Source organism: Methylomonas sp. LL1, from assembly GCF_015711015.1.
Taxonomy (GTDB): domain Bacteria; phylum Pseudomonadota; class Gammaproteobacteria; order Methylococcales; family Methylomonadaceae; genus Methylomonas.
The window spans coordinates 3,443,339-3,463,514 of record NZ_CP064653.1 but is presented as its reverse complement, the minus strand read 5'-3'; the positions used below and the strand labels follow the sequence as shown (position 1 = coordinate 3,463,514).

Here is a 20,176-nt window from a genome sequence, read left to right as displayed (position 1 = left end):
TCCTTATCAGGAGGGTTATATGAGACCGTTTAGTAAAATCCCGGCGGTGCTGGCTCTGCTAGCACTAGGCATTCCATTGGCGCAGGCCGCCGAGATGACTCGTCAGCAGGTCGAGCAGTTATTGGCAAAAGCCGATAAGGACCATCCGGCTCCGCTGCGGCGTAAGGATTTGACCGATCTGGACTTGTCCGGGCTGGATTTTCGGCACGCCGATTTATGGGGCGCCGATCTGCGGCGGGCCAATTTCAGCCGCACCAATTTGTCGGGGCTGAATCTGGATTTGACGGTGATGACCAATATCAAACTGGTCGGCGCCAATCTGGCCAATACCAGTATTTTCGGGGTCAGTATGATGCATGCCGATGCCAGCAATGCCAACTTCAGCGGTAGCCGAGTAATTGCGGTGATGGAGGGGGCCAATTTCACCAACGCCAATGTCAGCAATGCCAATTGGGCCGCGGATATGAAAAATCAGTCGATGGGTTTGATGCGCGCCAATCTGAAAGGCGCCAATCTAACCGGCGCCAACCTTAGTAATGCCCAATTCGGCCGCGCTATGCTCAAACACGCCAAATTGAACAACGCCAATCTGAAAAATGCCGATTTGTTTTCGGCGGAAATGGATGGTGCCAACCTGACCGGAGCTGATTTGAGCGGCGCCAACTTGTCGTCCACCAAGTTACATGATGCGATTTTCACTAATGCCATCACCACCGGCACCCGTTTCGAAGGCGCTCAACACCTACCCGCCGGTCTCGGCCAATAACGGGCATACTCATGCAAATCCCCAAACAACTGTTCCAGCGTAAATCGGTCGATGCATTGACCGCCATCGAAAACAGTCTGAAACAGACCCTGACCGCCAAGGATTTAACCTTGCTGGGTATCGGCGCGATTATCGGAGCCGGCATTTTCGTGTTGACCGGCATTGCCGCCGCCAAATACGCCGGACCGGCGATTACCGTATCGTTCGTGTTGGCTGGAATTGCTTGCGCGCTGGCGGCCTTGTGCTACAGCGAACTGGCGGCGATGATTCCGGTATCGGGCAGCGCCTACAGCTATGCTTATGCAACCTTGGGCGAGTTGATGGCCTGGATCATTGGTTGGGATTTGGTACTGGAATATGCCTTGGCCAGCAGTACGGTGGCTATAGGTTGGGCCGGATATTTGACCAGTTTCATGGATTCGCTGGGAGTACATTTGCCGCGCTATCTCACCACGGCCTATTTGGCCGATCCGGTTGCCGGATTTATCAACCTGCCGGCGGTAGCCATTATTTTGCTATTAACCGGTTTGTTGGTGGTCGGTATACGTCAGTCGGCGATGTTCAATTTCGCGATGGTATTGATCAAGCTGGCGGTTATCGTGGTGTTTATCTTTGCCGGGGCGGGCCACATCCAGGCGGAAAATTGGTCCAACTTTACCCCGTTCGGATTCGGCGGAGTTTTGACCGGGGCCGGAGTGATTTTCTTTGCCTATATCGGGTTCGACGCGGTATCGACGGCCGCGCAGGAAGCGGTCAACCCGCAAAAGGATGTGCCGTTCGGCATCATCGTTTCATTGGCGGTTTGCACGGTATTGTATATTTTGGTGGCTGGAGTTTTGACCGGCATCATTTCCTATACCGAACTCAACGTGGCCGCGCCGATTGCGCTGGCCGTCGATCATATCGGCATGAGTTGGTTGTCGCCGATCGTTAAAATCGGCGCGATAGCCGGCTTGACCTCGGTGATGTTGGTGTTGTTGATGGGGCAAAGCCGTATCTTCTTTTCCATGGCCAAGGATGGGTTACTGCCGCCTTTGTTTGCCCAGGTCCACCCGGAATTCCGCACGCCGCATTTGTCGACCATGATGGTGGGTGTGGCGGTGGCGTTGTTGGCCGGTTTCATGCCGATCGAAAAACTCGGCGAGTTGGTTAGTATCGGCACCTTGTTTGCGTTTGTGTTGGTCTGTGGTGGTGTGTTGGTGTTGCGCGGTAGTCATCCGGAAATGGAACGTCATTTCAAATGTCCGGCGTCGCCGTATGTGCCGGTTACCGGGATTTTGGTTTGTTTGGCGTTGATGGCGGGATTGCCTTTCGACACCTGGGTGAGACTGTTAGTCTGGCTCTTGATTGGGTTTGGGATTTACTTTGGTTATGGCATCAAGCATAGCCGGCTTAATCCTCTATAAAGAGCTTTTTGTTAGCCAAAGACTTGAAGGTTTTACAAGGGTTTTATTGACAGGTGCAAATAATGGTCTAACATGAGGCCTAATGGCTGTAAAGAGTGTTTTTTATGTGGTTTATAGTCAGATACCATCACATAAACATCCTTATTAAGGAGAGCGCAATGCTTAAACAAACAGCACTTACTATTATATTGATCTTAGTGAATACCTTGGCACAAGCATCGCCAATCACGTTTACTTTTAGTGGCATAGGTGATTTGACCTTAAACGGCACAAATCACAATAACACTGCTTTTACCGTAACACTCAATGCCGATAACGTGGATGTCCAACCTCCTCCCACATTACCGACATACGTCAATTTATCCGGAACAATTGATCTTGGCGATTTAGGTACGGCTACGTTCGATAATTTACTTTACATCTATAGTAGTCAGGATGGCGGTTTTGCAGGATTCGGCGATAACGACAAGGGAGATTTGTTTGGCTTGTTTGATAATGGATTTCTGACTTATGATCTGATTTCGGATTTTGGTCCCCTGACAGTAGGTGTTTCCGATGTGGATGATCCATTGCAATGGATAGATGTAGAGACATCGCTGGGTAAAACCACATTCGAGAATTTCACAACCGCAACATTTAGCGCGACAGTAAGCGCTGTTCCCTTGCCTGCATCCGCATGGTTATTTGGTTCGGCAGTAGTTGGCATGATAGGTTTTGTACGTCGCAAGAATAGCTAAGTTATTATTCCCGACTTTTCTCCACGGTGTACGGGAAGTGTCGGAAAAGCCAATCCGATGCCGTAGGCAGAATACCGCAGCGTTAAATTTTTACTCGCAATGGGTAGGCAGCGCCGGATAAGCGCTGCCAATTTCAACCGCGATTCAGGTCAACCGGATTGGACAAATCCTAGCGCCCGATCGCGTAATACTGCAATCCCGCCTGTTTCACCATTTTTGGCTCGTACATGTTGCGGCCGTCGAATATCACCTTGTCTTTTAACTGCTGGCTCAATTGTTCGAAATCCGGACTACGGAATTGTTTCCATTCGGTGACGATGATCAGCGCATCGGCAGTTTCCAGCGCTTCGTTTTGTTTAGGACAATATTTCAAGCCGGCCTTGTCGCCGTAAATCCGTTGGGCTTCATGCATCGCTTCAGGATCATAGGCTTGTACACTGGCGCCGGCTTCGATCAAGGCTTCCAGCACTACCCGGCTGGGCGCTTCGCGCATGTCGTCGGTATTGGGTTTGAAGGCCAGGCCCCACAGCGCAAATACTTTGCCTTTCACGCCGTCCGGATAATGCGCGCTGATTTTTTCGAACAGGCGGTATTTTTGTCTGTCGTTGACGTTTTCAACCGCGCTTAACAGTTCGGCGTGATAGCCCATTTCCTTGGCGGTTCGTTCCAGTGCCTTGACGTCCTTCGGAAAGCAGGAGCCGCCATAGCCGCAGCCGGGGTAGATGAAGCTGTAGCCGATGCGGCTGTCGGAACCGATGCCGTGGCGAACGTGTTCGATGTCCGCGCCTAGTCTTTCCGCCAGATTGGCCAGTTCGTTCATGAAGCTGATCTTGGTGGCCAACATCGCGTTGGCGGCATATTTGGTCAGTTCGGCGGAACGGATGTCCATGTTGATCACCCGTTCGCGGCTGCGGTTGAACGGTGCATACAGGGCTTTCAGCAATTCGGCGGTTCTGGGGTTGTCGGTACCGATGATGATGCGGTCGGGTTTCATGAAATCGTCCAGCGCCGAGCCTTCCTTCAAAAACTCCGGATTGGAGACCACGTCGAACTCCAGGTTTTCGCCGCGTTGGGCCAGTACATCGAGCACGGTTTGTTTGACTTTATCGGCGGTGCCGACCGGTACCGTGGATTTGTCGACGATGATTTTATAGTCACTCATATGTTCGGCCACGCTTTTCGCTACCGCCAAAACGTATTTCAAATCGGCCGAACCATCCTCGTCCGGCGGGGTGCCGACCGCGACGAATTGAAACAAACCGAAATCCACGGCTTCCTTGACATCGGTAGTGAAATGCAGGCGTCCGGCGGCTTGATTGTCCTTGACCATTTCTTCCAAACCGGGCTCGTAAATCGGAATGATGCCTTGCTTGAGCTGTTCGATTTTATGTTGATCGACATCCATGCACATGACTTGATTGCCGACTTCGGCCAGACAAGCACCCGTCACTAGGCCTACATAACCACTACCAAATACCGTAATTTTCATCCTCACACCTCTTTGTGAATTATTGTTTCCGTTTAAGCCGATACAGCGCCGATATATCTTCGTCGCCGAAACCTTGTTGCATCAAATGCGCGTAATCGCTTAATGTCGATTCCGTTAAAGGGCAATCGACGTTGACTTGTTCAGCCATTTGCCGGCAAATTAGCAAATCCTTGTGATGCAGACTCAGCTTGAAGCCGGGCCGGAAAATACCCTGAGTCATGGTCTTGCCTCTATGCTGCAAAAACCAGTTACCGGCCGCGCCGCCGGAGACCACATCGATGACTTTTTCCAAAGCCAGCCCTTGAGCCTCGGCAAATGCCAGTGCTTCGGTGACGGCCTGATTGATGCCGGCACACATGATTTGATTCACTGCTTTACAAGCTTGGCCGGAACCGGTGTCGCCCATGTGCTCAATGCGTGCCGTCATGGCGGCCAGAACCGGCCGTACACGTTCCAATACCTTGGCGTCGCCGCCGGCCATCATCGCCAGCGTGCCCTTGCTGGCGCCTTCCACGCCCCCGGATACCGGAGCATCCAGAAAATCGGCCTGCTTGGCTCTCAGCATGGCGGCCGCTCGTTTTGCGGTGTCGCTGGCGACGGTCGACGTGTCGACCACCACCGAATTGGGTTTTATGGTTTCGGCAATCGCTTCAATCACATCCAGCAGGTCTTGATCCGCCGAAACGCAGACCAGTATCAGATCGACTTGTTGCGCCAAAGCCTGTGGGGTCTGGCAAACGTGGACCTGCAATTCCTTGGATAAGGTTTCCGCCCTGCTGTTGGTACGATTATAAACCGCAGTCAGATAACCAGCCTTGGCTAAATTGCGTGCCATGCCCTGGCCCATCGCACCTAAACCGATCATGCCCGTTTTCATTTTCTGGATTCTCCGATAATCATGGTCGCAACGTTTTGGTATCGTGGTTCGGGTTAGCGATAGTGTGGGTCGGCATCGGTTTATAGCGCCCCCTGTTGTTGTAACAAGGCGGCAATCGTTTCGGCCAGACGTTGGTAACCTTTATCGTTGGGGTGCACCGTATCGGACTTAAGTTCATTGCTGGCGAGGATAGTAGGCAAGGCTTCAAGATCGTTAGCTATACCTTCCGATTCGGCAAGTTCCGTGTAAAATTCCGCGCTATGCAACAACACCAGCCCGAACTTGGGTACGCCCAGCATGACGACCTGAATGTTGCGCTGTTTGGCTTCATTGATCATGGCCTTTAAATTATCGCGGGTTTGCTCCGCCGGCAGTTTGCGTAAAATGTCGTTGCCGCCATGGATCAGAATCAATAAATGGGGTTGATATTCGTCGAGTTCGGTCGGCAAGCGTTCCCGGCCTTCACTGCTGATTTCACCCGGCACTCCGGAATTGATGACCTCGCGGCCGATCATTTGGCTAAGAATATATGGGTAATCATGCTCGGCCGATGCCCCGGTGCCGTAAGTCAGGCTGTCGCCGAACGCCAGAACCACTGCGTCATCCGGCAGTTTGCTCAACAGTGGCTTGGGTTTGTTGCAAGCTACGCAACATAACAAAACTATACAAATTATCCATTTTTTCATCGCCTAAACTCCCTCTATACAATCCTATAATATTTTTGCCTTTCGCCGAACCTCATTTTTCCAGATAAGTATAGGCATTTAATCCGGCCAGTAACTCCTGTTCGAACACGCATTTTAGTTCGGTGCTCAGCGAAGTTTCGTCCAGCTTTTGCCGATAGGCGGCTTTCAAGGCTTCGGTATTGATATGCACATAGTCCAGCAGCTCGCTGACATCCTCGCCTTCCATGAATTCGCCGAAGCGGTAGCCGTTGGCGTCCAGTTCGATGTTGATGGAATGGGTGTCCCCGAACAAATTGTGCATGTCGCCCAAAATTTCCTGGTAAGCGCCGACCATGAAAAAGCCGATCAAATAATCTTCGTCATCGCCAATGGCATGCAACGGCAGGGTATTGCTGATGTTTTGCCGGTCGACATAATGGTCGATGCGGCCATCGGAATCGCAGGTTAAATCCTGTAAAACCGCGCGCTTTGTCGGTTGCTGATCGAGCCGATGAATAGGCATGATAGGGAAAATCTGGTCTATTCCCCAGATATCCGGCATCGATTGAAACAAGGAAAAATTGCAAAACACCTTGTCGGCCAGTTTTTCGTCCAATTCCTGCAAAATTTCACGGTGGTGATGATTATCCGGATTGAGCTCGCGCTGGATTTGCTGGCAAAGGCTGACATAATGTTTTTCCGCTTCCGCCAGTCCCGTGAGCGGCAAATCGCCTTGGACGAATTGGGCGCGGGCTTCGGCCATGTCGAACTGGGCATTGTGATAGGCTTCGCTGATGTTATTGAAAACCGGCGTGAGCGGATTGTCCGCGCCTTGCAGGCTTTCGACTTCGGTGACATTGGTGATCAGCACCGCGTGGTGAGCGGTTATGGCCCTGCCGGATTCGGTAATGATGTTAGGTTGAGGCAAGCTATGCTCGCGGCTGACTTCGGCAAAGCTACGGACGATGTTGTCGGCGTATTCGCCCATGCTGTAATTGATCGAGCATTCGCGGCGCGAGCCGCTGCCGTCGTAATCGACTCCCAGTCCGCCACCCGCGTCGACGGTCGTGATAGGGGCGCCCAGCCTATGCAATTGCAGATAAAACTGGCCGGCTTCCTTCAGCGCCAGTTTGATGTCGTGAATATTGGCGATCTGCGAACCCATGTGGAAATGCATCAATTGCAGGCAATCTAGCATTTCGGCTTGCTTCAGGCGGGCGATCAATTGTAATACCTCGCTGGCATGCAGGCCGAACTTGGATTTTTCGCCGCCGCTGTTCTGCCATTTGCCGGCGCTGATGGTCGATAGCCGAACCCGCAAACCAATTAACGGACGCACCTGCAATTTGGCCGCCTCCTCGATAATCAATTCCAGTTCCGAGGGTTTTTCGATGACGATGAACACCGACAAGCCCATCAACTGTCCCATCAAGGCCATTCGGATATACAACCTATCCTTGTAGCCGTTACAAACTATGGTGCCGCCGCGTCTAGCCAAGCCCAGTATCGCCAGCAATTCCGGCTTGCTGCCTGCTTCCAGGCCGATGTTGTCGGCGGAAACGATGCTTTCCACAACATTGCCTTGTTGATTGACTTTGATAGGGTAAACCGGTGTGTAGTGTCCGCTGTAAGCGTGTGCCAGCCGGGCTTGATCGAAGGCCTGTTGCAGCTGCCGAATCCGATCGCGAAGAATATCGGTAAAACGCACCAGCACCGGAAAGTTCAAGCCTTTGCTCCGCAAGGCCCGTGCAATTTCGAACAAATCGATCTCGGTGGGACAGTCTGCTTGCGGTTTGACGCAGACGTGGCCTTGGCCGTTTACCGAAAAATAAGCGTTACCCCATTGTTGAATGGCATAAAGTTGTTTGGATTGCTCGATCGACCATGGTTGTGTTTGCACACACACTCCTAAGTACTGTCATAAAGTGGTGGAAATTCTAAAGTATAATGCCACGACTTTTATGACTTTTTGAGGAAACCTCATGCTCGACTCACAATGGTTCAGCGAACCGGTCGCTTCCGACGGCTCCGCCTTCTCCCTGAAAATCAAACGCAAGTTGCACGAAGAGCAATCCGAGTTCCAGTTTCTGGAAATTTACGAGACCGAGCACTTCGGCAATCTGATGGTGATCGACGGTTGTACCATGGTTTCCTCTCGCGATAATTTTTTCTACCACGAGATGATGAGCCATCCGGTTTTGTTCACCCATCCCAATCCGAAAAGAGTCTGGATTATCGGCGGAGGCGACTGCGGTACCTTGCGCGAGGTGCTGAAACACCCCGGTGTTGAGCAAGCCGTGCAGATCGACATCGACGAGCGCGTCACTCGTCTGGCTGAAATTTATTTTCCCGAATTGTGCGAATCCAACAACGATCCGCGCGCCGAGTTGAAATTCATCGACGGTATCAAATGGGTGAAAGATGCCGCGCCGAACAGCGTCGACATCATTATCGTTGATAGTACCGACCCGGTAGGTCCGGCGGAAGGTTTGTTTAGCGCCGACTTTTACAAAGACTGCTGCAAAGCCTTGAGCGAAAACGGCATCGTGGTGCAGCAAAGCGAATCAGCACTGCTGCACATGAAGATTTTGCGGGAAATGCGCGAGGAAATGCAGGCCGGCGGTTTCACACATATGCAAACCGTGTTTTTCCCGCAATGTATTTATCCGTCCGGCTGGTGGAGCGCGACGATGGCCAGCAAAGGCGATTTATCGAAGTTCCGGGAACAGGATGCCCTCAACAAGAGTTTCGATACGGTTTATTACAACAGCGATATTCATAAAGCCAGTTTGGCGATGCCGGAGTTTTTTAAAAAGGCGTTTGCATAAACCAAACATCGGGCGGTTCGGTTTACTCAGCCGGACCCGGGCTGGCATAACTGACATTTTTGTCAGTTATGCCAAGGATGTCAGCTGCGAACAGCGTTCTAGTGGCATCAACAAACGCGGAAAGGCCACGAATCCTAACTTGGCATATCGTCCTTGGAAAATAATCAAGGGAAGGTAAGGTGCGCTAAATAAATGTTAAAGTTTTAATCGCTTTTATAAACAATGGCTTAAATGCTTTTTAGGGGCGTAAGCCTTTAAGCCGGCTGTATATTTTTATAAAAAAGCGAGCGTGTTTTTTGAAATGAATGACTTGGCACGCTAATGGCTATAACCGGGTATCGGCAGGTGTTGGAGGGATTGTTTATCAACAACCCTAAGCCAGCCAAAATTGGTTTATAAAAATGACAGCGGCAGGTGAGAGTAATGATAAAAATTAAAACATTTGATATCGCATTAACACTGGCGGCATTCGCGGCATTGGTTTTTTTATTGCCGCCCGACAAAGAAATTTCTAAGGTAAGCGAGACTAAATCGCAAGTATCCAGCTCAATGAGCAGCATTACCACAAAAGCACATCAACAGCAGCGGCATGTTAGAGGTAATTTTTTACATTCCGCCTGAGCCTCGTTGCTTCCCTCTCGCTGTTAACAACACAGGGAGAGGGATCTTTACCAAATCCCCTACTCTTAAAACTCAATACCAGAATCCTCCCGCGCGCCAACGGGGTTGGCGTTGAATGGCTTTGGTGATGTAGCCAATCGGATGATCGCTAGCCGAGAGCGAATCAAGAGAAAGGTAAAAAGTAGCCGCTTGTTCCTGCAAGCGCTTGATGCGTTCTTCCGTCGCCGGATGGCTTCTTAACCAGGAAGGCTGTGGGTTGCCCCAGCCGGGCAGCAAAATCTCGATCCAAGATCGGCTGGTTTGTTCTATTCTGGCAAGCGCAAACGCCAAGCCCATCGGATCGCCGGTAAGCGTGGAGGCTTTCAGGTCGGCATCGTATTCGCGGACTCTGGATAAACCTAATTGAGCCAGGATTGCCAGATGGGGAGAAAAAAGTAGTAGCAGCATCGAAAATAAATTGAGGCTTACCGCGTATCCCTCAATGAATAATAGCGGTAGCGAAAACAGCAACATCAGTTGTCCTCCGACCGAAAACAAATTTGTCAGCCGGCTGATGTAATCGGCCAGTCCCATTACCAACAAATCGCCATTGGCAATATGAGCCATCTCATGCCCCAAAACGCCGGTTAATTCGCGTAGAGTCAATCGGCTCAAAAGGCCGTCGGTTAACGCAATGGCGGCATGGTTGCCGTGCCCCACCGTGAATGCATTGACCACCGGGCTGGGGATGTAATACAAAACCGGCGTACTCGGCAATTCCGCGCGGCTGGCCAGTGTCCGTGTGATACGCCATAAGTCTGGCGCTTCCTCGGGGTAAATCGGTCTGGCCCTGTATAGGCTCAACGTCATGCGCCAAGCCGCAATCGGCTCGACAAACAGCGCAAATATCGCTCCGCCAACCGCCAGCCATAACCCCATTTCGCCTAGCAGCAATCCGCCCGCCAAACTGCTGATAGCCAGCAATAGCAAGATTAACAGCAGGGTATGGATACGGTTACTCCAGAGGTGGCGGCGCCAGGTGTTGTTGGGAAACATGGTTTAACTTTGGCCGGCGCGCCGCAACCGACGCCGTAAACTATCCAGCTCTTCCTGCATATCCGCCACAAGCGCAGCGAGTTCTGGCATGGCATCAAAGGTACGTTCCACCATCAATATACGTTTGGCTCGGGTTAATTGCGCCGAGGAGAAACACCAGTTGCCGCTATCAAGCTTATGGGCGGGCAGAAGACCGTCACTGATATGTTGCAGTACCCAATCCGCTTCGACCGCGCACAGCGATGCCAATTGCTCAACGGTCAAATAGGTTTGTTCTACCTCTATCGAGGTAATCAAAATTTCCGAATTATGCATGGCTTACCTCCTAGTGGGTGCGTGGATCAAAAGCCAGTTCCTGGGCCATGGTTTGATAAAGTTGTCGGGCCTTCGGTGTGGTGGCGGGTGGTAAAACCACTTGTATGTTCAGTATTAGATCGCCGGGAGGGTTGCTGGGGATGCCTTTGCCTATCAGGCGTAATTGCCGACCGCTTTGGGTGCCCTCGGGTATCCTTACTTTCAGATTGCCATCGATATTATTGAGGCTGACCATGTCCCCCAATGCCGCTTCCCACGGCGTGACGGGTAGGATCAAATGCAGATTACGGCCATCGATACGAAACCGGGGGTGCGGGTTGAAACAGACTTCCAGTAATAAATCGCCGGCTTTGCCGCTGCCCGCTCCCGGAGCGCCTTGTCCGGCTAAACGAATGATTTGGCCTTCATAAACGCCTTTCGGGATTTTTATATTTAACACCCGATTTTCGAGCAACACACGTCCCTGCGTATCCATGCGCGGTACCCGCAATGAAATTTGCCTGGAGCTGCCGTTGAAACTGTCTTCCAGATCCAGCATGACTTTAGCGTGATGATCCTCGCCACGGGCGTTAAAGTTGTCTTGAGTGTAAAAGCCACCCTTGCTTGATTTGCCAGCGCGCATGTTTCCGAATAGTTCAGCGAAAAAATCGCTGAACTCGGCCGCTTCATTCGGATTAAAACCGCGTCCAGAAAACTCGAAGCCCGCATCCCAGTTGGGTGGTGGTTTGAATTCCTGACCGGGTTGATAACCACGTCCGAGTTGGTCGTAAGCCGCGCGCTTTTCGGTGTCGGACAGCACGGTATAGGCTTCATTGACTTCCTTCATTCGGGCTTCGGCATTAGGTTCCTTGGATACGTCGGGATGGTATTTTCGGGCTAATTTTCGAAAGGCTTTTTTGATGTCCGCCAGCGGAGCATCGCGCTTGATGCCCAAGATTTGGTAATAGTCCTTGTATTGCACATATCCCCCTCGTGAATACTGTCACGTCAGGTAAGTAGTGTTGGTAAACTGGATCGCGTATAAAAAGTAGAATACATCGTCAATTTTTTAAATGCTGTTCGGATGCCGAGCGATGCCCGTATTACAACGCGACTTTAAATCTGTCTGGTGGCTGAATAATCCCCATTTGCAAACGCTGTATCCGGCATTGTGGCGCAAAGCCGTTCCTCTGGATAGAAGGCGGGAGCGATTATCCACAGCGGATGGTGATTTTATTGATCTGGATTGGTATGGCGATAACAATCGGGCTTTGGTCATTCTTATGCACGGTTTATCCGGCAGTTCCAGCTCAGGCTATATCCTGGGTTTGCAACAGGTTTTACTGGATCAGGGTTTCAGCAGTGTCGCGATGAATTTCAGGGGCTGTAGTGGTGAGCCGAATCGCTTGGCGCGTTGTTACCATTCCGGTGAAACCGAAGACATTGCTTTTGTTTATCAAAGCTTGCGCCAACGCTATCCCGATGCCGCCATGGCGGCGGTGGGTTTTTCGTTGGGCGGTAATGTGCTGCTGAAATGGCTGGGCGAACAAGGGGACAAATTATCCTTGTTTGCGGCGGTGGCGGTTTCGGTGCCGTTGGTGCTGAGCGAATGCGCCAGTAAACTGGATAAGGGATTTTCCAGAATCTATCGCCGCTATTTACTGACGGAATTGAAACATTACATCCGCAATAAGCAGCGTTATCTGGATCAGCATGGCTTTGATCAGGAAGCCGAAAAATTGCGGCGATTAGGCGACTTGTCCGACATACATTCGTTTTGGCAATACGATGACCGGGTGGTGGCCAAGTTGCATGGTTTTAAGGATGTGGCCGATTACTATAGCCGAGCGAGTTCAAGGCAGTTTTTACCGGCGATTCGAGTGCCGACATTGTTGATCCAGGCCAAGGATGATCCGTTTATGACGCGATCGGTTTTGCCGGATGCCGCCGAATTGGCTCCGTGTATGGTAATGGAAGTTTGTAGCGGAGGTGGGCATGTGGGCTTTGTCGGTGGCCGCAAGCTGCATAGTGCTGCTTATTGGCTGGATAAACGCATTCCGGCATTTTTGCGGGAAAAACTCGAAAGTTCTGGCTATTCGGAAGGATCGTAAGCAGGCGGCACAAGCCGGCGTCAGCCTGCTTGATCGCGGTTTTTCAGTTATAATCGGCCCATTTTTATCACTCAAGTGGCTACAACGTGTCGACTAGCAAAAACGATGTCTCTACCTTTCAGGGCCTGATTCTGACCTTGCAGCAATACTGGTCGGAGCAAGGATGCGTGTTGTTACAACCTTTGGATCAGGAAGTAGGCGCGGGGACATTTCACCCGGCCACCTTTTTACGCGCCATCGGGCCGGAGCCGTGGAACTCGGCTTATGTACAGCCTTCACGCCGCCCCACCGACGGCCGTTACGGCGAAAACCCCAACCGTTTGCAGCATTATTACCAGTTCCAGGTGATCATGAAGCCGTCGCCGGACAATATCCAGGAGCTTTACTTGGGCTCGTTGCGGCATTTGGGTCTGGATTTGCTGGAACACGATATTCGCTTCGTCGAAGATAACTGGGAATCGCCGACCCTGGGCGCCTGGGGACTGGGCTGGGAAGTGTGGTTGAACGGCATGGAAGTCACCCAGTTTACCTACTTCCAACAAGTCGGCGGCTTGGAATGCAAGCCGGTCACCGGCGAAATCACCTACGGTCTGGAACGTATCGCCATGTATCTGCAAGGCGTGGAGTCGGTCTACGACTTGGTCTGGACCCGCGGCCCGCAAGGCGTGGTCACCTACGGCGACGTGTTTCATCAAAACGAAGTGGAGATGTCGGAGTTCAACTTCGACCATGCCAATGTCGATTTCCTGTTCAACTGTTTCGACACCTACGAGCGCGAATGCCTGATGCTGCTCGATAAAAACCTGCCGCTGCCGGCTTACGAAATGGTGTTGAAAGCCTCGCATTCCTTTAACCTGCTCGATGCCCGCCACGCCATCTCGGTCACCGAGCGTCAACGTTTCATCCTAAGGGTACGCAACATGGCCAAATCGGTGGCCGAAGCCTATTACAACCGCCGGGAAGCGCTGGGCTTTCCGATTCTCGCCAGACAGGGAGCGTAACCATGACTGCGACCAATCATTTATTGTTCGAACTGGGCTGCGAGGAATTGCCGCCAAAGTCTTTGAAAAAACTCAGCCAGGCCTTGCTGGACAACATCCTCGCCGGCTTGAACGAGGCAGGCCTCGGCTACAACCGAGGCCGTGCTTATGCGACGCCGCGCCGGTTGGCGGTATTGATCGACGATCTGCAAACCTTCCAAGCCGACAAGGTCGTGGAAAAACGCGGCCCCGCATTGCAAGCCGCGTACGGTCCCGATGGCACACCGAGCAAGGCAGCGCTGGGCTTTGCGTCCAGTTGCGGCGCCAGCTTCGAGCAACTGGAAAAGCTGGAAACCGACAAGGGCTCCTGGCTGATTTTCAAGCAAGCGGTCAAAGGCCAAGCCACCGCCGAATTGATCCCGGACATCATCCGCAAGAGCCTGAACAATCTGCCGATCGCCAAGCGCATGCGCTGGGGCAATTTTGACGCCGAATTCGCCCGTCCGGTGCATTGGGCAGTATTGTTGTTCGGCGACGCAGTGATAGAAACCGAAATACTGCGCCGCACTACCGGCCGCATCACCCGTGGCCACCGCTTCCACGCGCCACAGGATTTGAGCATCGCCAGCCCGCACGATTATCTGGAAACCTTGAAACAGCAAGGCAAGGTGTTGGCTGACTTCGAAGAACGCATGACCATTATCCGTGATGCCGCCAATCAGGCCGCCAGCCAGGTCGGCGGCACTGCGCATATCGAGGACGATTTGCTGGAAGAAGTCGCGGCGCTGAACGAATGGCCGGTGCCGGTGGTCGGCAACTTCGACGCCCGCTTCCTGGAATTGCCACAGGAAGTGTTGATCACCACCATGCAATCCAACCAGAAATATTTCCCGGTCAAGAACGACAAAGGTGGCTTGTTGCCGCACTTCATCACCTTCGCCAACATCGAAAGCTCCAACCCGGATTCGATTCGCCAAGGCAACGAGCGGGTGGTGTTGCCGCGTCTGGTCGACGCCGAATTCTTCTGGAAACAAGACAGAAAACAGTCGCTGGCCGACCGCGTTGACAGCCTGAAAACCATCGTCTTCCAAAAAGATCTGGGCACCTTGTTCGACAAGACCCAACGCGTTGCTAATCTGTCGGCTTTGATCGCCGAAAAACTGGGCGCCGATGTTGCATTGGTAAAGCGCGCCGCGCTGTTGGCCAAGACCGATTTAATGACCAACATGGTCGGCGAATTCGCCAATCTGCAAGGCACCATGGGGCGTTATTACGCGGCTGCCGATGGCGAGCATGCCGAGGTGGCGTTGGCGTTGGAAGAACACTATTACCCGAAACAATCCGGTGGCGCGACGCCCAGCGGCCAGATCGGCCAAGTGCTGGCGCTGGCAGAAAAAATCGACACCTTGGCCGGCATCTTCAGCGCCGGCTTGATTCCGACCGGCGACAAAGATCCCTATGCTTTGCGTCGCGCGACCCTCGGCATCTTGCGGGTGTTGATCGAAAACGGCATCGCGTTGGACGTGGTCGAATTATTGGATGCGGCGTTGGAGCAATTCAGTCACAAATTCGACAAGACCGAAACCCGCCGGAAAGTGATCGATTTCATCTTTGACCGCCTGAAAGGCTATTGCCTAGATCAAGGCTACAGCAGCGACGAGTTCGAAGCGGTGCTGGCGGTTAATCCGACCCGGCCGCTGGATTTCATGCTGCGCATCCGCGCCGTCCAATCTTTCCGCGCTTTACCGGAAGCGGAAAGTCTGGCTGCCGCCAACAAGCGCATCATTAATATCCTGAAAAAGTCCGAACAAGCTATTTCGGAAAATATCGGTACTTTGGTCGAGCCGCAAGAAAAAAATCTGCTGTCGGCGGCCGAAGATTCCGATGCCGAGATTCTGCCGATGTTGGCCGAGCAAAATTATCCGCTAGCTTTGAGTCGGCTGGCGCAGTTGCGCGACACGGTCGATGCGTTTTTCGATCACGTAATGGTCAATACCGACGATGTGGCATTGCGTAACAGCCGTCTGGCCTTGTTGGCTATGTTATCCAACCAGTTCTTGAAAATCGCCGATATTTCCAAGTTGCAATCGTGACGGATCGTTACGTCATTCTGGACCGTGACGGCACCATCAACGTCGATTCCGACACTTTCATTAAATCACCGGACGAATGGCTGCCGCTTCCCGGTAGCCTGGAAGCCATTGCCGAGTTAAACCGGCATGGCTACAAGGTGGTCGTGATCAGCAATCAATCCGGTATTGCCCGGGGCTTGTTCGATCTAGCGGCATTGGAGGCCATGCACGATAAGCTGCGGCGAATGCTGGCCGAAATGGGGGGCAGGATCGAGGCGATTTATTTTTGCCCGCACGGGCCCGAGGATCATTGCACTTGCCGTAAACCCAAGCCCGGACTATTTGAGGCTTTTGCCCAGGAAAAGCGGATTGATCTGACAAACGTGTATTCGGTTGGCGATTCGTACCGGGATATCGAAGCCAGTCTGGCGGCAGGCGCCAAGCCGATGCTGGTAAAAACCGGTAAGGGCCGGCAAACCATTCATAACCATCCACAACTCAAACTCCCTATTTTTGACAATCTTTATGACGCAGCCACGCATATCGTCTCGACCAGCTAATTTCAAAGTATATTTGGGTTCTACCCTGTTTTTTATTTATGTCGTGTTTTCGACGCCTATCGTCGGTGTGGCAATCCTGGGCGGTTTTTTTCTGCCGTTTGCCACGCGCTATAAGTTTGCCGACATCTGGATCAATTGTTTGCTGTATATGCTGAATCTTTGCTGTGGCTTGCGCTACGAAGTGGAAGGGTTGGAAAATATCCCCAAAAATCAGGCGGCGGTGATACTCAGCAAGCATCAATCGGCCTGGGAAACCATTGCCTTGCGCCAGATTATTTCGCCGCAAACCGCGGTGCTAAAAAAATCGTTGTTACAAATTCCGTTCGGTGGCTGGGCATTGGCGACCTTGAAGCCTATCGCGATTGACCGGAGTAACCAGAAGGAAGCATTAAAAATGCTGCTGGATCAAGGCATTGCTCGTCTGCGGGAGGGCTTATTTGTATTGATATTTCCGGAAGGAACTCGGGTTGCCCCGGGTGCCTATAAAAAGTTCAATGCCGGAGGAGCGATGCTGGCGCAAAAATCCGGATTCCCGGTGATTCCATTGGCGCATAACGCCGGCGAATTTTGGCCTCGCAACAGCTTTTTAAAATACCCTGGGATAATAAAAGTCAAAATCGGGCCGCTGATTTCAACCCAGGACAAAACTACAAAGGAAATTATTGCCGAAACCGAGCAATGGATAGCTCAAGCCATGAATCGTATCGCAATAGAGGCTTGAGGTATTGAAGGAAAGGAAGTTTAAAAAGAAGGTGTTCTGAAAAAAACATAAGGCCCACCTAAATGGGCCTTACATCTAAAATTTAAAGCTGTACTGAAGTAGAGCTAGAAACTTTTTGTTTTGACGCATCAGGATCGTCCATGCAACCGCTCAAGCCAACAATCATCAGGGTCATCGCTAAAAGAGATAATACTTTTTTCATAACATCCTCCAATTAAAAGTTTTTATATTTTTTGTGTACTAAAAGTAAATTAAGCACGGCGGAATTTATATCATGGCAAAACTGCTGGCGCAAACTAAAAAAAATATTTTGGAAGAAATTAAGTACTTATATGTGCATAAGGCCCACGGTTGTGGGCCTTACGCAGGGATTTTGAAAACCTGTCAGTGCTATGATCAGTTGACGCCAGTACCTTGTTGGTTAGGTGTGCCATAGTTTTTAGGTTTCGGGTTGCCTTGGTCGGGATCGTCCATGCAACCGCTCAAGCTAACAATCATAAGGGCCATAGCCAAGACAGAAAATACTTTTTTCATAACATCCTCCGAATTAAATAAGGTTTTTTATAATTTTTTGTGCCCTCCGACGGACACGCTAAATTTTATAACATGACAAAACCTTGTATGCAATACCCAATTCGAACCAATTTTTTAGAGCGCGTCGATGTCTTTAGGCAGGTTGATCTTGATTTCTCTATCTCGCCATTCAGCCGTGCCTATCGCCCGCCAGTCACCAGCTAAATTGTTATTTCTCAAGTCTTTTTCCCAGATAGAAGGTGCATTTATTTTCTTCATTTTGATGATGAATCGAGTGTTTTCCAGGTCCAGATTGACTTTGGTGCCCCAGAAAGCAGTCACTTTCATAATGAATTTTTTCAGCCTGACTTCGTCGATATTGGGGGTGACGGCAATGTTGGCCCACATCGAATGTACTCGTCCCCAATTGGGTGCCAACAGGCGACCTTGTTCGTTGATGAACGGCAGCCAATGCTCGGTGCCGTTGCTGTCTAGATAGGTAATGGCCAATAAATGGTTATAGCCTTCGAAATGATCGTGCAGGTACAGGGCGTGGGGCGTAATCCCTAAAAAAGTGTGCGAGAACATCAGTAGTGCATTACTCATGTCCGCCATGGCGCTGGTGATCGGCGATTGACGGGTATCTACCTTAAGCCGGTACAGCAAACCATAGTGCAAGCTGCAGTTGAGTTGAAACAGAATAATCACCATCAATATTTTTGCGATTTTATAAGCATGGCGTTTTTGTTGTTTAGGCTGTTCCACCGCAAAAATTTGATCATACAGTGTGGCTGGAAATACCGGATTCGATTGTTTAATGCAGCTGACGTCACAGGTCAAACGAGCGCGGTTATCGGCTATACGGCGGTAGCAAGACGACGCCAAGCTGTGGATCAGTGGCAGTTTCATGATCCAACCGATCAATGCCGTGTAGCCCATCGCGATAAAAATTTGGGCATAGGTGTCAATGCCGGCATAAAGCCGCTGTTCCGCATTCAGTGCATAGAGATCGACCAATAAGGTTTTATCATCCAGTCCATTGAGTGCCGGATAGTCGCGCGCATGGATTTGAGCCGGTTTGAAATCCACCGCCTGCAAAATGTCGAAATGATTCAGGATTAGTACGGTGCGGTTGCACAGCGGGCATAATTGGTCGTAAAAAACCGTCAGAATAGGCCGAGGTTTTTTGAGCCATACCCCAATTTGGCGGTACCAGGAGAACGGCATCATCAAGCTATAGAAAATCAGCATGCCCATGCCGAAAGGATAAATATTGAAAGACAGAGTAATGCCCAGGTGCAGAGCCATGCCGAGCAATAGATATAATGGTCTTAACAGGCGGAAATGAAAAAACAGTAAAAAAGTGAACTGAAATACGATGATCGTATAGCCAATCAGCTTTTGCAGACTTTCGATGTTCAAAAGCCAGGACATGTCCAGCGCCGAAATGTAATAAGGGATGGACGACGGCAGCCAGGCCCCCAGACCGTTACGCCAATGTTCGGCAAACATCTTGTGTATGGCCGAATCGAAATATAAAAAACCCAGGCAAATGATGATAGGAAGATAGTAGGTCAGTCTCGATACCGCTACCGGGTGAAGCTGGGAGTCGTGGATAAATGGCGTGGCTAGTTTTTTCCTGAGGCTATCGATTGCAAGGGCTTTATCGATGGGCATGAAGATCAGGAAGAAATTGGCGCCTATCATGAACAGGTCAAAGCCGCCGTCGAAATCCCGTTGCATCGGCGTGAAATTGACAAAAATCAGCCAGAATAGATAGTTGGCGATGCTTGCCGTTTGGCAGCGGTAGCCTACCATTAGGCAAACAGCAATTGCCGCCCATAGCCACAGGAACGTGGTGATCATCGGGAATTCCACATCCATGAACGGAATCGGATCGAAAATCAGATGATTGAAATAAATCAGGAAGAATATTTCTTGCAGCGTAACCAGGCCAAACAGTAAACGAAATAAGCCGATGCCGGTGGCGGGAGCCTGTTGCAGGTAAAGCGCGTGGATTTTGGAGGCGAGTAATTGGTACATCGTTAACCTGGAAGGCAAAAATGCACAAATTATAGGGTATTTTAAGCCGCGAAAAACAACCGGGCATAAAAAAGGCGGCTTCGGTATACCGTGCCGCCTTTAATCAGAAAAACTAGGCTTCGAGAAGCAATCTAGCTTATTCTTCGTCTTTAGGCTCAGCGAACACCCATTTTACGAAGAAGTATCCTGCAGCGATAATAACTACCGCTCCAATCATACCTGATGGTTCTTTTAACATTTCTGTTAAGTCTAAGATCGCTCCCATGGGTGCCTCCTACCTTTAGTTTAGTTGTTATAAAAAATCTGCCAGCCTCGTGGCTTTCGAGATTGATATGTTACTTTAGCTGTCTCTAAAGTCAAGCAATTGATAGCTAATAAAGAAAGATGACGCCACAAATTGCCATCTTGCCGGATTATAGGTAGTATGAGATTTCAAGCTGACTTTACAAAAATAATAA

General features: G+C 50.9%; 20 protein-coding genes. 10 read left to right on the top strand and 10 right to left on the bottom strand.

Going from position 1 to position 20,176, the window contains the following annotated elements; translation table 11 throughout:
• Positions 1–19 precede the first annotated feature (19 nt).
• The 3 genes from IVG45_RS16160 (at position 20) to IVG45_RS16150 (ending at position 2,909) form a co-directional block, all read left to right on the top strand.
• Positions 20–766 carry a pentapeptide repeat-containing protein gene (locus IVG45_RS16160; RefSeq protein ID WP_196434827.1) on the top strand — a complete coding sequence of 249 codons (747 nt, stop codon included), beginning with the start codon at positions 20–22 and terminating at the stop codon, positions 764–766.
• A gap of 11 nt (positions 767–777) precedes the next feature.
• Complete coding sequence (locus IVG45_RS16155; protein ID WP_330165367.1) at positions 778–2,172, top strand: amino acid permease; 1,395 nt, start codon at positions 778–780, stop codon at positions 2,170–2,172.
• A gap of 158 nt (positions 2,173–2,330) precedes the next feature.
• Positions 2,331–2,909, top strand: coding sequence for a VPLPA-CTERM sorting domain-containing protein (locus IVG45_RS16150; protein WP_196434826.1), 579 nt, complete (start codon positions 2,331–2,333; stop codon positions 2,907–2,909).
• 169 nt (positions 2,910–3,078) lie between these two features.
• On the opposite strand, the gene IVG45_RS16145 is transcribed toward IVG45_RS16150, so the two are convergent.
• From IVG45_RS16145 to speA, 4 genes are all read right to left on the bottom strand, one after another.
• Positions 3,079–4,398, bottom strand: a complete 1,320-nt coding sequence (locus IVG45_RS16145; protein WP_196434825.1) for a UDP-glucose dehydrogenase family protein — start codon at positions 4,396–4,398, stop codon at positions 3,079–3,081.
• 19 nt (positions 4,399–4,417) lie between these two features.
• Positions 4,418–5,275 carry an NAD(P)-dependent oxidoreductase gene (locus IVG45_RS16140; protein WP_196434824.1) on the bottom strand — a complete coding sequence of 286 codons (858 nt, stop codon included), beginning with the start codon at positions 5,273–5,275 and terminating at the stop codon, positions 4,418–4,420.
• An 80-nt stretch (positions 5,276–5,355) separates the two neighbouring features.
• A complete protein-coding gene (locus tag IVG45_RS16135; protein WP_196434823.1) occupies positions 5,356–5,961 on the bottom strand; it encodes a GDSL-type esterase/lipase family protein in 606 nt (201 codons plus the stop codon).
• A gap of 52 nt (positions 5,962–6,013) precedes the next feature.
• On the bottom strand, positions 6,014–7,840 hold the full coding sequence (gene speA / locus IVG45_RS16130; protein WP_196434822.1) for a biosynthetic arginine decarboxylase: 1,827 nt from the start codon (positions 7,838–7,840) through the stop codon (positions 6,014–6,016).
• Between the two features lie 82 nt (positions 7,841–7,922).
• Between speA and speE the strand changes: the two genes are divergently transcribed.
• Entirely contained in the window at positions 7,923–8,768 is an 846-nt protein-coding gene (gene speE / locus IVG45_RS16125) for a polyamine aminopropyltransferase (protein WP_196434821.1), read from the top strand.
• 423 nt (positions 8,769–9,191) lie between these two features.
• The gene (locus tag IVG45_RS16120; RefSeq protein ID WP_196434820.1) at positions 9,192–9,389 is read left to right on the top strand and encodes a hypothetical protein; all 198 of its coding nucleotides are present in this window, start codon (positions 9,192–9,194) and stop codon (positions 9,387–9,389) included.
• A 72-nt stretch (positions 9,390–9,461) separates the two neighbouring features.
• On the opposite strand, the gene IVG45_RS16115 is transcribed toward IVG45_RS16120, so the two are convergent.
• The 3 genes from IVG45_RS16115 to IVG45_RS16105 are packed head-to-tail and all read right to left on the bottom strand — an operon-like array spanning position 9,462 to position 11,700.
• The gene (locus IVG45_RS16115; protein WP_196434819.1) at positions 9,462–10,424 is read right to left on the bottom strand and encodes a zinc metalloprotease HtpX; all 963 of its coding nucleotides are present in this window, start codon (positions 10,422–10,424) and stop codon (positions 9,462–9,464) included.
• A 3-nt stretch (positions 10,425–10,427) separates the two neighbouring features.
• Positions 10,428–10,739, bottom strand: a complete 312-nt coding sequence (locus IVG45_RS16110; protein ID WP_196434818.1) for a MerR family transcriptional regulator — start codon at positions 10,737–10,739, stop codon at positions 10,428–10,430.
• Positions 10,740–10,749: 10 nt separating this feature from the next.
• Positions 10,750–11,700, bottom strand: coding sequence for a DnaJ C-terminal domain-containing protein (locus IVG45_RS16105; protein WP_196434817.1), 951 nt, complete (start codon positions 11,698–11,700; stop codon positions 10,750–10,752).
• A 112-nt stretch (positions 11,701–11,812) separates the two neighbouring features.
• Between IVG45_RS16105 and IVG45_RS16100 the strand changes: the two genes are divergently transcribed.
• From IVG45_RS16100 to IVG45_RS16080, 5 genes are all read left to right on the top strand, one after another.
• Positions 11,813–12,829, top strand: coding sequence for a hydrolase (locus IVG45_RS16100; RefSeq protein ID WP_196434816.1), 1,017 nt, complete (start codon positions 11,813–11,815; stop codon positions 12,827–12,829).
• A gap of 86 nt (positions 12,830–12,915) precedes the next feature.
• Positions 12,916–13,830 (top strand): glycine--tRNA ligase subunit alpha, encoded by a 915-nt coding sequence (gene glyQ / locus IVG45_RS16095; RefSeq protein ID WP_196434815.1) that lies wholly within the window; start codon positions 12,916–12,918, stop codon positions 13,828–13,830.
• 2 nt (positions 13,831–13,832) lie between these two features.
• Positions 13,833–15,902 carry a glycine--tRNA ligase subunit beta gene (glyS, locus tag IVG45_RS16090; RefSeq protein ID WP_196434814.1) on the top strand — a complete coding sequence of 690 codons (2,070 nt, stop codon included), beginning with the start codon at positions 13,833–13,835 and terminating at the stop codon, positions 15,900–15,902.
• Positions 15,899–16,441 (top strand): D-glycero-beta-D-manno-heptose 1,7-bisphosphate 7-phosphatase, encoded by a 543-nt coding sequence (gmhB, locus tag IVG45_RS16085; protein WP_196434813.1) that lies wholly within the window; start codon positions 15,899–15,901, stop codon positions 16,439–16,441. Before glyS ends, gmhB begins: the two co-directional genes overlap by 4 nt.
• The gene (locus tag IVG45_RS16080) at positions 16,407–17,162 is read left to right on the top strand and encodes a lysophospholipid acyltransferase family protein (protein ID WP_196434812.1); all 756 of its coding nucleotides are present in this window, start codon (positions 16,407–16,409) and stop codon (positions 17,160–17,162) included. Before gmhB ends, IVG45_RS16080 begins: the two co-directional genes overlap by 35 nt.
• Before the next feature lie 396 nt (positions 17,163–17,558).
• Here IVG45_RS16080 and IVG45_RS16075 read toward each other — a convergent pair whose 3' ends face one another.
• The 3 genes from IVG45_RS16075 to IVG45_RS22845 all read right to left on the bottom strand — a co-directional run bounded on the left by IVG45_RS16075 (position 17,559) and on the right by IVG45_RS22845 (position 19,983).
• Positions 17,559–17,696: a hypothetical protein gene (locus IVG45_RS16075; RefSeq protein ID WP_196434811.1), complete on the bottom strand. Its 138-nt coding sequence runs from the start codon at positions 17,694–17,696 to the stop codon at positions 17,559–17,561.
• 114 nt (positions 17,697–17,810) lie between these two features.
• Positions 17,811–19,718: a DCC1-like thiol-disulfide oxidoreductase family protein gene (locus IVG45_RS16070; protein ID WP_196434810.1), complete on the bottom strand. Its 1,908-nt coding sequence runs from the start codon at positions 19,716–19,718 to the stop codon at positions 17,811–17,813.
• Positions 19,719–19,854: 136 nt separating this feature from the next.
• On the bottom strand, positions 19,855–19,983 hold the full coding sequence (locus tag IVG45_RS22845) for a hypothetical protein (protein ID WP_255189959.1): 129 nt from the start codon (positions 19,981–19,983) through the stop codon (positions 19,855–19,857).
• Positions 19,984–20,176: the final 193 nt, after the last annotated feature.